At 59.8% G+C, this 15,203-nt stretch carries 14 protein-coding genes; all 14 read left to right on the top strand.

Annotated elements, in window-relative coordinates:
* Window positions 1-27: 27 nt before the first annotated feature.
* The 14 genes from panB to GT019_RS01480 all read left to right on the top strand — a co-directional run bounded on the left by panB (window position 28) and on the right by GT019_RS01480 (window position 15,126).
* Entirely contained in the window at window positions 28-987 is a 960-nt protein-coding gene (gene panB / locus GT019_RS01545) for a 3-methyl-2-oxobutanoate hydroxymethyltransferase (RefSeq protein ID WP_161740491.1), read from the top strand.
* Window positions 984-1,916, top strand: coding sequence for a pantoate--beta-alanine ligase (panC, locus tag GT019_RS01540; protein WP_161740489.1), 933 nt, complete (start codon window positions 984-986; stop codon window positions 1,914-1,916). The genes panB and panC overlap by 4 nt, the downstream gene beginning before the upstream one ends.
* Window positions 1,867-2,250 carry an aspartate 1-decarboxylase gene (gene panD, locus GT019_RS01535; protein WP_161740487.1) on the top strand — a complete coding sequence of 128 codons (384 nt, stop codon included), beginning with the start codon at window positions 1,867-1,869 and terminating at the stop codon, window positions 2,248-2,250. The genes panC and panD overlap by 50 nt, the downstream gene beginning before the upstream one ends.
* 134 nt (window positions 2,251-2,384) lie before the next feature.
* On the top strand, window positions 2,385-3,155 hold the full coding sequence (locus tag GT019_RS01530; protein ID WP_161740485.1) for a tetratricopeptide repeat protein: 771 nt from the start codon (window positions 2,385-2,387) through the stop codon (window positions 3,153-3,155).
* Between the two features lie 165 nt (window positions 3,156-3,320).
* Window positions 3,321-6,218 (top strand): ATP-dependent DNA helicase DinG, encoded by a 2,898-nt coding sequence (gene dinG / locus GT019_RS01525; RefSeq protein WP_161740483.1) that lies wholly within the window; start codon window positions 3,321-3,323, stop codon window positions 6,216-6,218.
* The gene (locus GT019_RS01520; RefSeq protein ID WP_161740481.1) at window positions 6,215-6,874 is read left to right on the top strand and encodes a redox-sensing transcriptional repressor Rex; all 660 of its coding nucleotides are present in this window, start codon (window positions 6,215-6,217) and stop codon (window positions 6,872-6,874) included. Before dinG ends, GT019_RS01520 begins: the two co-directional genes overlap by 4 nt.
* Entirely contained in the window at window positions 6,855-8,156 is a 1,302-nt protein-coding gene (locus tag GT019_RS01515; RefSeq protein ID WP_161740479.1) for an amidohydrolase, read from the top strand. Before GT019_RS01520 ends, GT019_RS01515 begins: the two co-directional genes overlap by 20 nt.
* A 32-nt stretch (window positions 8,157-8,188) precedes the next feature.
* A complete protein-coding gene (locus GT019_RS01510; RefSeq protein WP_161740478.1) occupies window positions 8,189-8,677 on the top strand; it encodes a cell wall elongation regulator TseB-like domain-containing protein in 489 nt (162 codons plus the stop codon).
* Window positions 8,678-8,824: 147 nt separating this feature from the next.
* Entirely contained in the window at window positions 8,825-9,361 is a 537-nt protein-coding gene (locus GT019_RS01505) for a hypothetical protein (protein ID WP_161740476.1), read from the top strand.
* A complete protein-coding gene (locus tag GT019_RS01500; RefSeq protein WP_161740474.1) occupies window positions 9,354-10,874 on the top strand; it encodes an AAA family ATPase in 1,521 nt (506 codons plus the stop codon). The genes GT019_RS01505 and GT019_RS01500 overlap by 8 nt, the downstream gene beginning before the upstream one ends.
* Window positions 10,875-10,961: 87 nt before the next feature.
* Window positions 10,962-11,837: a 3-hydroxyacyl-CoA dehydrogenase family protein gene (locus GT019_RS01495; protein ID WP_268896002.1), complete on the top strand. Its 876-nt coding sequence runs from the start codon at window positions 10,962-10,964 to the stop codon at window positions 11,835-11,837.
* Entirely contained in the window at window positions 11,834-13,054 is a 1,221-nt protein-coding gene (locus tag GT019_RS01490) for an acetate kinase (RefSeq protein WP_161740472.1), read from the top strand. Before GT019_RS01495 ends, GT019_RS01490 begins: the two co-directional genes overlap by 4 nt.
* A 13-nt stretch (window positions 13,055-13,067) precedes the next feature.
* A complete protein-coding gene (gene asnS, locus GT019_RS01485) occupies window positions 13,068-14,363 on the top strand; it encodes an asparagine--tRNA ligase (protein WP_161740470.1) in 1,296 nt (431 codons plus the stop codon).
* A gap of 46 nt (window positions 14,364-14,409) precedes the next feature.
* Window positions 14,410-15,126 (top strand): DnaD domain protein, encoded by a 717-nt coding sequence (locus tag GT019_RS01480; protein WP_161740468.1) that lies wholly within the window; start codon window positions 14,410-14,412, stop codon window positions 15,124-15,126.
* Window positions 15,127-15,203: the final 77 nt, after the last annotated feature.

Below are 15,203 nucleotides of genomic sequence, written 5' to 3'. Positions count from 1 at the left end.
CATCCAATTCTGAGGAGGACGAAGCCCATGAAACAACCCGTTACGATCACGAAGCTGAAGAAAATGAAGCAAAGCGGCGAGCCGATCTCGATGCTGACCGCTTACGATTATCCTTCCGCCAAATTAGCGGAGGAAGCCGAACTCGATATGATTCTCGTCGGGGATTCGCTCGGCAATGTCGTGCTTGGGTACGATACGACGATTCCCGTGACGCTAGACGATATGGTGTACCATACCCGGGCGGTCGCCAGGGGAGCCAGAAATACGTTCATCGTGGCGGATTTGCCGTTCATGACCTATCATCTCGGCAAAGAAACGACGCTGCGGAATGCGGCAAGACTGCTGCAAGAAGGACATGCGCAGGCCGTCAAGCTCGAGGGCGGCGCGGAAGTGGCGGACGAAGTGGCCGCGCTCGTGAGGGCGGGCATTCCCGTTATGGGCCATATCGGCCTCACGCCGCAGTCGGTTCATCAGCTCGGGGGATACAAGGTGCAGGGCAAACTGGAGAAGGAAGCGCAGCGGCTGATCGACGACGCGAAAGCGCTCGAAGCGGCCGGCGCGTTCAGCATCGTGCTGGAGCTCGTGACGGAGCCGCTTGCGGAAGCCATCTCCTCGGCGCTGACGATTCCGACGATCGGCATCGGCGCGGGCCGGGGCTGCGACGGTCAAGTGCTCGTCTACCACGATATTTTGCAATATGCATCTCCTTATTATGAGAAAAGGTTCGTGAAAACGTACGCGGATATCGGATCGACGATCCGCAGCGCAATCGGCGCGTACGTGGCCGACGTAAAATCGCGGGCGTTTCCGGAGCAAGCCCATGCGTTCCCGATGGAGCAGGAAGTATTGCGGAGATTGTACGGCAGCGGCAGCGGTCCGGAGCATGAAGAAGCGGAAGCCGGCCAGCCGGGCAAGCAGCCGCGCACGAAGAAGAATTCGGAGAGCGCCGCTTCGCCGGACTCCGTCAAAGGAGGCAGCCAATCATGATAATCGTCGATACAATCAGCGAATTGAAGGCCGCGCTGGCCCGCCAGCGAAGCAAGTCGCCGAACGGCTTCATCGGCCTGGTGCCGACGATGGGCTATCTGCATGAAGGCCATGCCAGCTTGATAAGGCGCGCGAGCAACGAGTGCGAGTTCACGGTCGTGTCCGTTTTCGTCAATCCGCTTCAATTCGGGCCGAATGAAGATTTCGAGCGCTATCCGCGAGATTTGGAGCGCGATGCGGCGCTGGCCGAGCGAAACGGGGCGGCGATTCTGTTCGCGCCTTCCGTGCAGGAGATGTATCCGTCCAAGCCGCTGACGCGCGTGCTGATCAGCGAAGTGACGGAATCGCTGTGCGGCGCGTCCAGACCCGGTCATTTCGACGGGGTCGGAACGGTCGTCAGCAAGCTCTTCAACCTGGTTCAAGCGAATCGCGCGTATTTCGGCATGAAAGACGCGCAGCAAGTGGCCGTCGTCCAGCAAATGGTCGACGATCTCAATATTCCGGTGGACATCATCCCGTGCGAGACGGTGCGCGAACCCGACGGACTGGCGATGAGCTCCCGCAACGTCTACCTGAACGCCGAGCAGCGCGCACAAGCGCTGGTTCTGTCGAAGGCGCTGGACGAGGCGGGAAAACGGCTGCGCGAGCCCGAGATGACGGCAGGCCGCTTGGCCGCGGAAGCAGCCGGTCTCATCCGCACGGCGCCGCTGGCGGAGATCGATTACGTGGAAGTGCTGAAGTACCCTTCGCTGAAGCAGCTCGATCCCGATCAACGACTGGCCGAAATTAACGCGCAGCTGATTCTGGCGTTGGCCGTCAAGTTCGGCGGCACGCGCCTGATCGATAACCGATTATTCCAATTGGCTGGAGGTGAACCCCATGTTCAGAACGATGATGAAGTCAAAGCTTCACCGAGCTACAGTCACTGAAGCGAACTTGAATTACGTCGGCAGCATCACCATCGATGAAGACTTGATGGAACTCGCCGACATCTGGCCGAACGAGAAGGTTCAAATCGTCAACAACTACAACGGCGCAAGGCTGGAAACGTACGTGATCACCGGTCCTCGCGGCTCCGGCGTCATCTGCTTGAACGGCGCTGCGGCCAGACTGGTGCAGCCGGGCGATAATGTCATTATTATTTCATACGGCACGATGACGGAAGAAGAAGCGCGAAGCTACAAACCGAAGGTCGTGTTTTTGGATGCGGCCAACAAACCCGTGCAATTGGCAAACGAGGAACGGCACGCGACGATTTCGTGACCGATGGCGCCGCTCCGCGCTGCCAGCGCTGTGAAACGGTTGGGTTGGAGTATGAAAAGCGATGCCCGCGCAAAGAATGAGCATAACAAATCGCTTCATTCTCCACAACTACGGCGTGAAGGTGGGTGCGTACCATGTTCAAGCATGTATTTGCAACGATGCAGGACATTCTTCAAGACATCATTATCCATTATCCGCATGCCGACGACACCGAACGCAAACGACTGGATGAGCAATTAGCCAAGCTGAAGCAATTTAGCGATACGTTTATCGAGGAATGGCTGCAGTTCGAGGAAAGCATGGCCGATTTTCGCGACCTGCAGCAGCAATGCCTCAAGCAAAGCGCCGATTCATCGACGGCGGCGGAACCGAAGCAGCCTTCGAAACAGGCCGCTTATCCGAAAATCGTTTCCGCCGTTCCACCGGCCGCTGCGGCCGTCACCCCTTCAACCGAAGCCGCGGCGAGCGCGCTCGGAACGGAGAACGGGAACGACGACTGGGAAGCCGCGGAACTGCTGCATATGAGCAAGGGGCAGGGGTACTTCAAGCTTCTGATGTTCCGCGACGCGGCGAAGCATTTCGAAGAAGCGGTCACCCGTTCTCCCGAAAACAACCACGCGCGGCTCTTTCTGGGCATGACGTTCATGCATTTGCAGGAATGGCACGAAGCGCAGCGGCATTTCCAATTGTTGGTGGAAGTGACGGAACATCCGAAGTGGCGGGCGCTCGGCCTTAACGCGTTGGGCTGCATCCAGGCCGTACGAATGAACCTGGAACAGGCGGCAAAGTATTTCGAGCAGGCGCATGAGGCCGATCCCGAATTTACCGATCCGCTTGCCAACATGAGATCCTGCGAGCAGCATGCAGGACATTTATCGCTTTATTTCGGAAGCGGTCAGCTATAGAATGGAACAGTCAGGCGAGTAACATGGGGATAGTCAGGGATCCTCGCTGAACGTTCGAAGAAGGAAACGCGCTTGCACCATGGCGGCGCAAGCCGGAATTCGCGAAGCTTGCGCCGCTTGTTTCGGGTTGCGGCCCGTTTCTCGTTTGGGGAGGATACGTACCGGATGAATTATGCCGTATTGGATTTGGAAACGACCGGCCATGGCGCCGGCGATGATATTATACAGGTCGGCCTCGTGCTGCTGGATGAAGACTTGAAGGTGGCGCGCACGTACAGTTCGTTCGTCAAGCCGACGATTCCGATCCCGGCGTTCATCACGGGGCTGACCGGAATCGACGAGACGATGGTCGCGGACGCGCCGGAGCTCGAAGAAGTGCTGCTCGAAGTCGTTCCGATGCTCGGCGATGCCGTGCTTGTCGCGCATAACGTCGGCTTCGACGCGGGCTTCTTGAACGCGGCGCTCGACCGCTGCGGCTACGTGGCGTTCGACGGCAGGCGGCTCGACACGATCGATCTGCTCCGGATCCTGTATCCGGCGTTGACGACCTATCAGTTGGGCGCCGTCACGGAGCATTTCGGCATCGAACACGATCGGCATCACCGCGCGGACAGCGACGCCATGGCAACGGCGGAGCTGTTCGTCGCGTGCTGCCGGAAGCTCGACGGCTTGCCGCTGCTTACGGTGCAGCGCTTGACGCAGCTGCTCGGCGACGAGATCGACGATCTGGGCTGGTTTACCTCGCAATTCGCGCTCAAAAAGGAAATGCAAACCGCGATCGATTTGGATGCATACACGTACTTCCGCCAATTCGCGATGAAAGCCGGCGACTGGACGGAGGAACAGCATCCGCGGAGCGAAGAAGAGCAAGCGGCTTCGGCGGCGGATTGGACGTTTTCCGCGTTCCTCGCGCATATCAAGGCGGGCATAGCCGCGATCGTTCCGGGGTACGAAGAGCGGGAACCTCAAAACATGATGTTCCAGGAAGTCATCGACGCGCTGGACGAGGAACGGCACTTGCTGATCGAAGCGGGCACGGGCACGGGAAAATCCCTCGGTTATCTCATTCCGGCTCTCTACTATGGTGTCCAGCATAATAAAAAGATAGTCGTCAGCACGCATACGATCAACCTGCAGGAGCAGCTGCGCTCAAGAGATTTGCCGCTGCTGCTCGCCGTGATGCCGTATCCGTTCAAGGCCGCCGTCTTTAAAGGACGCGGCAATTATTTATGCCTGCGCAAATTCGAGGGAAAAGTAAACCTGAGGGACTTCGGCGCGCCGGCCGAAGACCGCATCACGGCTTCCCAAATGGTCGTATGGTTGAGCGAGACCGAGCACGGCGACCAGGAGGAACTGAACTTCGGCAACCGCGGAGCGGACTTCTGGAGCGTAGTGGCGAGCGACGCCGATTCCTGCCTGAACCGCGCGTGTCCGTGGTTCAAACGCTGCTACTATCATCGCGCCAAGCAGGAAGCCAATCTCGCCGACGTCGTCATCACGAATCATTCCATGCTGTTCACGGACATTCGCGCGGATCATCGGTTGCTGCCGGGCTACGAGCACTTGATACTGGACGAAGCGCATCATCTGGAAGAAGTCGCGGGCAAGCATCTCGGCACGCAGCTGTCGTATTATTCCGTTCAGCAGCCGGTCTTCCGCCTGTGCAAGGACGCGCGCAGCGGGCAGTTGATCGTGCTGAACAGCAGGCTGGCGAACGAGAACGTCGAGAATACGCAGAAGTGGCGGGAAGAGATCGACGAGGTCGTGCCCGTATTCGGCGAACTGCGGGACGAGTGGGACCGCTTGTTCGAGCTCCTGTACGCCATCATGAGCACCGGCGGCGGAGCGAGAAACGCCGCCCAGGACGGTCCGGGCGGCGGGGAAGCGGGACAGTTCGTGCTTCGACTGCGAGGGGGCAAGTTGCCCGACCCGTGGAAAGAAGCGCAGCTGGTGGAAGAAGCCATACATGGCTACTTGAGCCAAATCATTCGGCCGCTCGAAAAAGTGTTCGCCGCCATCAAGGAGGACGTCGACGATCCGGGCATCGCGGCGCTCGTGACCGACTTGAGCGGCACGGTGAAGGATCTGGCCCGCGCCCGCGACGATTTGCGCCAATTCATCAAGGCGGACCGGACGGATACGGTGTATTGGCTGGAGGCCAACAGCAATTCCAGGGCGAAGTCGGTTCAGATGTACGCGGTCCCGGCGGACGTCAGCAATCAGCTCAGAACGTATTTCTTCGAGACGAAGCGCAGCGTGGTCATGACCTCCGCGACGCTGTCGGTGCAGAAATCCTTTCAATACGCCTGCGAGCAGCTTGGCCTGAGCGGCGAAGAGGAAGCAGGCAGATTGAAAACCGTCCAGCTGCCGTCGCCGTTCAATTACCGGGATCAGGCGCTCGTCATCATACCGCGCAATTTTCCGGTACTGAAGGGAGCCGCGGGCGACCCGATGTTCAACGAGATGCTGGTGCAATCGTTGACCGAAGCGGCGGTCGGCACGCATGGGCGGATGCTGGTCTTGTTCACTTCATATAAGATGCTCAAGCAGGTATACGAGCCGCTGAAAGAGGCGCTTTCGCAAAGCGGCATCCAAGTGCTCGGACAAGGCATCGACAGCAGCAACCGCAGCAAGCTGACGCGAAGGTTTCAGCAGCAGGCCGCCTCGGTGCTGCTCGGCACGAGCAGCTTCTGGGAAGGCGTCGATATTCCGGGCGATGCATTGACCTGTCTCGCGATCGTGAGACTTCCTTTCCAGCCGCCTAACCATCCGCTCGTGGAAGCCAAATCGGAGCTGCTGCAGGAGCAGAAGCAGAACCCGTTCATGAAGCTCTCCATCCCGCAAGCCGTCATTCGATTCAAGCAAGGCTTCGGGCGTCTGGTTCGCACGGCGAAAGACCGCGGCGTCGTCCTCATCTACGATACCCGCGTGATCGACACGTATTACGGCAAATATTTTCTGTACTCGCTTCCGGGTCCGAAAATCGAAACGATGCATTTGGACCAAATCGTGCCGCGGATGCATGAATGGCTGACACCAAGCGCAGAAGGAGTGGAATCATGAAACCGATGAAAATTTCCGAAGCGGTCGTTCGCAGGCTTCCCGTGTATTTGCAAGTATTGAACGACTTGAACGCGCGGGATGTGCAGACGGTTTCATCACAGGAGCTTGGCAACAGGCTGGATCTGAACCCCGCTCAAATCCGCAAGGACCTCGCGTATTTCGGGGATTTCGGGCGAAAAGGGATCGGGTACGACGTCACGTATTTAATCGAGAAAATCAGGCAAATCCTCAAGCTCGACCAGCCGCTCAACGTCGCGCTGGTCGGCGCGGGGAATCTCGGCCGCGCGCTGTGCAACTATAACACGTACCTCAAGGACAACATGAAAATCACGGCGGTGTTCGACGTGCATCCGTCGATGATCGGCAGCGCGATCAACGGCTTGACCGTGCTGCCGATGGATAAGCTGAAGGAAACGATCGTCGCGCGCAATATCCGGATCGGGATCATCACGGTGCCGGCCGTCGAAGCGCAGCATGTCGCGGACCAATTCGTCGACGCCGGCGTCGACGGCATCCTGAACTTCGCGCCGACGATTCTTCGGGTGCAGGACCAGGTACGGATTCACTACGCGAATTTCACGACCGAATTGATGAGTCTCGCGTATTATTTGGACGAAGAAGGAGAAGAGGATCACCATGAACCGGATCTGGATTAAAGAAGGCACCTTCGTCACGATGGACGACGCGCGTCCCGTGCTCCAAGGACATATGGTCACCGAAGGCGATACGATTCTGTATCTAAGCGAAGAGACGCCAGACCCGGCTCCGGAAGGCGCCGAGATCATCGACGGGCGAGGGCTCGTGTTCATGCCCGGCCTGATCAATACGCACGGCCATGCGGCCATGTCGCTGCTGCGCGGTTATTCCGACGACGAGGCGCTGCAAGTATGGCTGGAGCAGAAGATGTGGCCGATGGAAGGCAAATACACGGACGAAGACGCCCGCTGGGGAACGGCGCTCGCGGTGAGCGAGATGCTGCGTTCCGGCACGACGACGTTCGTCGACATGTACGACCGGATGCACATCGTGGCGGACGTGGTGGAGCAGTCCGGCATGCGCGGCATGCTGACGCGCGGCGTCATCGGCCTGTGCCCGCCGGAGGTTCAGACCGCAAAGCTGAACGAAGCGAAGCAGTTCGCAACGGAGTGGAACGGCCGCGCGAACGGACGCATCCGGACGATGCTGTCTCCGCACGCGCCGTATACCTGCCCGCCCGATTACATTGCCCGCATCGTGGAAGCGGCGCATGAGCTGGATCTGCCGCTGCATACGCACATGTCGGAATCCGCCGCGGAAGTGCAGCAGAACGTCAACGACTACGGCGTGCGGCCGGTCGAGCATTTGGATAAGCTCGGGTTCTTCTCGCGTCCCGCGCTGGTGGCGCATGCCGTTCATTTGACGGACGACGAGATCGCCCTGCTTGCCGAGCGCGGCGTCGGCGTCTCCCACAATCCGGCCAGCAATCTGAAGCTCGCTAGCGGCGTCGCGCGCGTGACGGACATGCTCGCGGCGGGCGTCACCGTCGGACTCGGGACCGACAGCGCGGCCAGCAACAACAACTTGGATCTGTTCGACGAGATCCGTTTGGCGGCTCTGATACATAAAGGCGTCTCCGGGGATCCGACGGCGGTGCCGGCTTGGGAAGCGCTCAAGCTCGGAACGGTGTACGGCGCGCGCGCGATCTGGCAGGAGGAGCGCATCGGGAAGCTGAAGGAAGGCATGAAAGCCGATTTTATCGCCTTGAACGCCGAACAGCCGCATTTCTATCCGCGAACGGAAATCGTATCCCATCTCGTCTATTCCGGTTCCGGCCGGGACGTGCTCCATGTCTGGGTCGACGGCGTTCAAGTCGTCCGGGACGGCGAGTGCGTGTTCCTGGACGATGCGCGCATTCGTCAGGAAGCGCAGCGCTGCTTTGAAAGGCTGTTATCCAGCTGATGCGCACGATCCGGTACAAAAGAGCCCCGATCATGACGACGGGCCGATGGATCACGCTGATCGCGATCGTCGTCGCGGCGCTGCTCGTTGCGTTCAACTTCTATTACCGTTACGTGCAATCGCCGGTTTGGGCGGCCCAAGCGACGGCCGAAGCGGATGCCGGGCAGATGAGCGGGTTAAAGGAGATAACGGATTCGTATTCCTACGTGTGGGACGAGCCGGTATGGGTCGTGAAAGGGAAAGACGATCAAGGCGCGGACACGTACGTATGGCTCAAGAAAGATTCGTCCATTACGCTGAAGGCGAGCGACGGCCGAACGAAGGAAGAGATCAAATCGCAGTTCCTGCAGCAGAAGCCGGATGCCGACATCGCCCACATGCGGCTAGGCCTCTTCGGAGGCGAACCGGTCTGGGAAGTGTTCTACTCGCGCAAGCAAGCCGGCGACGTCAATCATTTCTACGATTTCTACCGCTTCCGCGACGGCTCGCTCATCGTGATGTACAAGCTGCCTTCCCAATAAAGGCGCAGCCTTGCGCGATGCACAGGTTCATCCAGCCTTCCCTGTAATTGCACGCTCCTGGAATCAACAGTCTATGATATACTTTCGTATAGCGTAATTGCTAGATGAGAGTGCAGCGTACTCTGTGGATGAAGGGAGCTTTTTGTCATGAAAATACGTCCTTTGCCGATTGTGCTGACAGCCGTTATATCGGCGGGTTTATTGGTAGGCGGCTGGTTCATGTACCGCAACGAAGCCGACCTGAAGCCGCTTGACCGCATCGCGACAGGCGTACCCGGCGTCGTGAACGCCCAGCCCGTGATCGGCCGCAGCTCCGTTACCGTGAATTTGACGCTTGACCGGGATGCGAATCTCCGGACGATATATGATACGATCGCGACGAAAGGCAACGACATCATCGGCTCCCGGGAGCTGAAGCTGAATATCGAGAAGGCCGGGTCGTCCGACAAGCTGGACGATGCTTGGGCATCCATGCTGTTTCAGGTCGCGCAGGCGATGGACCACCGCGAGTACGCGGAAATTCCGGCCGCGCTGAATAAGGCGCAGGGAGGCAACTCCGGCATTCAGGCAGATTCGGAGATGGACGATACCAACGTGTACATTACGTTGAAGGACGACAAAGCCGTCAAATACATCGTCCTGCCTCGCAAGGCCAATACGATGGGGGCGTGGCCAAATGCTTAAATACGGAAAAGAAATGCTGATCGGTTTCGTGCCGGTCTTGATTTTGTTTCTGCAGTTTGCGGTGGGCGTGAACGTCATTCCGTTCGTGCTGCTGGCCGTGATCGTTGGCGGGCTGATTTATATGGCGCGGGCGCGCGGCCATTTGGCGACGGTCGGAAGCGAGCGCAAAGGCAAGCCGCGTCCGCTGAAGCCGATGTCGTTCGAGGAAATCGGCGGGCAGGACAGAGCGAAGCAGGAGCTGATCGAGGCGCTTGATTTCCTCGTTCACGTCGATCAGATCTCGAAATTCGGCATTCGCCCGTTAAAGGGGATCCTGTTGACCGGACCCCCGGGAACGGGGAAAACGCTGCTGGCGAAAGCCGCGGCCAACTATACGGATTCCGTCTATCTCGGCGCCTCCGGCTCGGAATTCGTGGAAATGTACGTCGGGGTCGGCGCGAGCCGGATCCGGGACTTGTTCAAGGAAGCGCGCCAGAAAGCCGCCAAGCAAGCCAAGAGCAGCGCCGTCATCTTCATCGACGAGATCGACGTCATCGGCGGCAAGCGCGACGGCGGCCAGCAGCGCGAATACGATCAGACGCTGAACCAGCTGTTGACGGAGCTCGACGGCATCCATACGACGGATACCCCGCGCATCCTGCTGATCGGCGCGACGAACCGCAAGGATGTGCTGGACGCCGCGCTGCTTCGCCCGGGCCGCTTCGACCGGCATATCGCCGTCGATCTGCCGGACAAGAAGGGCCGGGAGCATATCCTGAACCTGCATGCGCGCAATAAGCCGATCGACGAAGGCGCCGTCAGCCTGGAGAAAATCGCGGAAGAGTCGTTCGGCTTCTCCGGGGCGCAGCTCGAGAGCGTCATGAACGAAGCGGCGATCTACGCGATGCGGGAAGACGGCGAGTCGATCAGCCAGCGGCATCTGTCCATGGCGATCGATAAAGTGATGATGGGCGAGCGCACGGACCGCGAAGCGACGAACGAAGAGCGCGAGCGCGTCGCGCTGCACGAGCTGGGCCATGCGATCTCTGCCGAGCTCGTGCGGCCGGGGAGCGTATCCCAGGTGGCGCTGCTCCCAAGGGGCGGAGCGCTCGGCTACGTGCGGCACAATCCGCAGCAGGACAAATATTTGTACACGAAACAGTTTCTCGAAGGCCAAATCATGATCGCGCTGGGCGGCGCCGCCGCGGAAGAAATGTTTTACGGCGAACGGAGCACGGGCTCCCGCGGCGATTTCGAACAAGCGATGAACATCGTCCGGTCCATGGTGGAATCGGGCCTCACGGAGCTTGGCATCGTCGACGGCTCCATGATGACCCCGGACAAATGGGCGGCCGTGACGGGAGGCATCCTGAACGGGTTGATGCACGGCGTCAAGGAACTGCTGGAGGCGCATCGCGCGGTGTTCCTGTCCGCGCTCGACGTGCTGATCCGGGAAGAGACGTTAAGCGGCGACCGGTTCCGCGAACTGCTGCGGCAGTTGACGGACGGGCAGCGCGGAGCGATCGCGCACTGATCGCGCAGGGAAGGCGGAGCAGCTGTCCGCCTTCTTATTTTTGCGGAAAAACGGTATACTAATAGGTGAAATTCGGAGGTGTGGAAGTTGACGGGAGTACGTAAAGTCGGCGTCGTAGGCGCCGGAACGATGGGGCAGAGCATTTGCGAAATGCTCGCCGCAAACGGACTTGATGTATATATGGCGGAGCAAGGCGAGGACCGTCTTGCCCATGCCATGAGCATGATCGAACAAAGCTTGGACAAACAAATGGAACGATGGGCGCTGACGTCCGCCGAGAAGAAACTCATCCTGGGGCGCATTCAACCGAAGTCTTCCTTGAACGAGCTGCAAGCCTGCGAGCTGGTGATCGAGACGATCACGGAGGACCTGGACAGCAAGCTGGCGATCTTCAAGGAGCTGGACGCCGTCTGCCTGCCGGACGTCATCCTGGCCAGCAACACGTCGACGCTGAGCTTGACGGAGCTCGCCAGCGTGACGTCCAATCCGGACCGGGTCATCGGCATGCATTTCGTGTATCCCGTTCATAAAACGAATCTCGTGGAAATCGTGCGCGGGCTCAAAACGAGCGACGCGGTGTTCGAACGGACGAAGCAGTTCGTGGAGACGACGATACATAAGAAAGGCGTCATGGTGTTCGAGTCCCCGGGATTCGTCACGACGCGGCTGATCTGCCTGTTCATCAACGAGGCGCTGCACGTGCTGGAAGAGGGCGTCGCGTCGGCGGAGGATATCGACAGCGCGATGCGGATCGGGTACGCGTTTCAGCACGGCCCCTTCGAGATGGCGGACCGCTTCGGTCTCGATGCCGTGCTGGCCGCGCTCGATCGGATGTTCCGCGACTACGGGGAACTCAAGTACCGGCCGTCGTTCATCCTGAAGAAGATGGTGCGCGGCGGCCAGCTTGGCGTCAAAAGCGGAAGAGGGTTCTTCGAATACGACAAGGAAGGCGGACGGGTATGATCATTCTTGTCATGAACGCGGGCAGCTCTTCGCTGAAATACCAGCTGTACAACATGGAAGAGGAGTCCGTGCTGGCGCAAGGCCGCGTGGAACGGATCGGCATGGACGCTTCGATCGTCGTCCACGAACCGACGGGCAAGCCGGAGGTGAACGAGGTCAGCGAGATCTTGGATCATAACACGGCGGTTCGCCGCTTGATCGAGCTGCTGACGAACAAGGAGCACGGCGTGCTGATGTCCATGAAGGAAATCGACGCCGTCGGCCACCGGGTCGTGCACGGCGGCGAGAGCTTCAAGCAATCGACGCTCGTCACGGAAGACGTGAAGAAGGAGATCCGCAGGCTGTTCGACCTGGCTCCGCTGCACAATCCGCCGGCGATGATGGGCATCACGGCCGTGGAAAACAATTTGCCGAACGTGCCGCAGATCGTCGTGTTCGACACGGCCTTTCACCAATCGATGCCGCAGGAATCCTTCCTGTACCCGATTCCGATGGTGCTGTATCGCCGCCACAAAATCAGGCGTTACGGCTTTCACGGCACGTCGCACGATTATGTCAGCAAGCAGGCTGCCGAGACGCTCGGCCGGCCGCTGGAAACGCTCAAGCTGGTCACCTGCCATATCGGCAACGGCGCGAGCTGCGCGGCGATCATGAACGGCAGGTCATTCGACACGAGCATGGGCCTCACGCCGCTGGAGGGCCTCATGATGGGCACGCGGAGCGGGGACCTCGATCCGGCAATCGTGCCGTTCACGATGAACAAGGAAGAGCTCACGCTGAACGAGGTCAATTCCATGTTGAACAAGCACAGCGGACTGCAGGCCATCAGCGGCATCGGCAGCGACATGCGCGAGATCGTGGAAGCGATGGACGCAGGCGACAAGCAGGCGAAGCTGGCATTCGACATGTACACGTACCGCTTGCGCAAATACATCGGCGCTTACGCCGCCGGAATGAACGGATTGGACGCCGTCGTATTCACGGCGGGCGTGGGCGAGAATTCCGTCGCGGTGCGCAAGGCGGTCTGCGAGAACCTGTCGTTCCTCGGCATCGAGCTCGACGCGCAGCGCAACGAAGTCCGATCCAAGCAACCGCGGTTCATCACGACCGACGAATCCCGCGTCAAGGCGCTCGTCGTGCCGACGAACGAGGAACTGCTGATCGCCAGGGACGCGTATCAGATCGTAAAGGCCGAATCGGCCGAGATTACAGAATAGGGGACGATAAACGATGAAAACATTGACGACGATCGGACAATTGAAGGCAGCCGTGGGACAATCCGTATGGATCGGCTGCTGGCTGAACGGCAAACGCTCCAGCGGGAAGATTCAGTTCCTCCAGCTGCGCGACGGCACGGGCTACGTGCAAGGCGTCGTCGTGAAGAGCGAGGTGGCGGAAGCGGCATGGAACGCCGCCAAGGAACTGACGCAGGAAAGCTCGCTCTACGTGAAGGGCATCGTCCGGGAAGAGCCGCGGAGCCAATCCGGCTATGAATTGACGGTCGAAGAGGTCGAGATCATTCAAATCGCGCAGGATTATCCCATCACGCCCAAAGAACACGGCGTCGATTTCTTGATGGACCGCCGCCATCTGTGGCTGCGTTCTTCGAAGCAGCGCGCCATTCTGGTCGTTCGCGCGGAGATCATCCGTTCGATCCAGCAGTTCTTCGACGATCGGAACTTCACGCTGGTAGACCCGCCGATCCTGACGCCGTCCTCGAGCGAGGGCACGACGAACCTGTTCCATACGAAGTACTTCGAGGAAGACGCGTACTTGACGCAGAGCGGCCAGCTGTACATGGAAGCCGCGGCGATGGCGCTCGGGAAGGTCTACTCGTTCGGTCCGACGTTCCGGGCGGAGAAATCGAAGACGCGCCGCCATCTGATCGAATTTTGGATGATCGAGCCCGAGATGGCGTTCGTCGACCATGAAGAAAATTTGCGCGTGCAGGAACAGTTCATCGCGTTCGTCGTGCAGAACGTGCTGGCGAACTGCCGCAAAGAGCTGGAAACGATCGGCCGCGACGTGAGCAAGCTGGAAGCGATTCAGGCGCCGTTCCCCCGCATCACGTACGACGAGGCGATCGCTTTTCTTCAGGAACAGGGGCAAGAGATCCAGTGGGGCGAGGATTTCGGCGCGCCGCACGAGACGGCCATCGCCGAGAAATACGACCGGCCGGTGTTCATCACGCATTATCCGGCATCGTTCAAAGCCTTCTACATGAAGCCGGATCCGAACCGTCCGGAAGTCGTGCTGTGCGCGGACATGATCGCGCCGGAAGGCTACGGGGAAATCATCGGCGGTTCGCAGCGGATCGACGATCCGGAGCTGCTCGCGGAGCGGTTCCGGGAGCACGAGCTCTCGACCGAGGTGTACCAATGGTACCTCGACCTGCGCAAGTACGGCACGGTGCCGCATTCCGGTTTCGGACTCGGCTTGGAGCGCACGGTCGCCTGGATTTGCGGCCTCGACCATGTTCGCGAGACGATTCCGTTCCCGCGGACGCTGTACCGGTTGTATCCGTAAGCCGGCCGAGGCCGGGGTTTGGCAAGGCAAGGGGGAGGACCGACCGGTGAAAAACGAAATGTGGAAGTCATACGCGCGCGGGATGGCGGCGGCGATGAACGGCGGCAGCGTCTCCGTCCCCGCCGGTCTGCTGCGCGCATACCGCGGCATCGGCATGTCCGATACGGAGATGCTCCTGCTGCTGCAGCTGATGCTGTTTCGGCAGGTGGAGGGCGTCGATTTTCCGACGCCGGAGCAGCTGGCCGAACGGCTCGGCATCCTGCCGAAGGCGGCGCACGGCTTGCTCGGGCGCTTGATGAAGGACGGGCTGCTCGCGATCGACGAGGAGGTCGATCCCGTCAGCGGCATCGGCCTTGAGCGTTATAACTGGACCGGCTTCATGATCCGCAGCGCCGAGTGGCAGGCGGACGAAGCCAAACGCGCCATCGAGCACGAACGCGAGCTGCAGCCGGATCGATTCGCGGTGCCGGCGCAGCAGACCGGCGGCGAACGGCCGAGGCCGGGGGACCTGTTCACCGCGTTCGAGCAGGAGTTCGGCCGGCCGTTGTCGCCGATGGAATGCGAGACGATCAGCGCTTGGGTCGACCAGGACCGGTATCCGGACGAATTGATCCGCTTCGCGCTCAAGGAAGCGGTCTTCGCGGGCAAGCTGCATTTTCGGTATATCGACCGCATCTTGATCGAATGGAGCCGCAACCGGGTGACGAACACCGACGAGGCGAAGGCGCATACGCAGAAATTCAGGAACGGCCGGGGGTCTTAGCCCCCGGTTTTTTCGTGCGTCGCGGCGCGTGGCGCAAGGCATTCGCCCAGATTGGAGAAGGACAAAAACGGCGGAGG

This window comes from Paenibacillus glycinis, from assembly GCF_009909185.1.
Taxonomy (GTDB): domain Bacteria; phylum Bacillota; class Bacilli; order Paenibacillales; family Paenibacillaceae; genus Paenibacillus_Z; species Paenibacillus_Z glycinis.
This window is presented reverse-complemented; position numbering and strand designations above follow the sequence as displayed.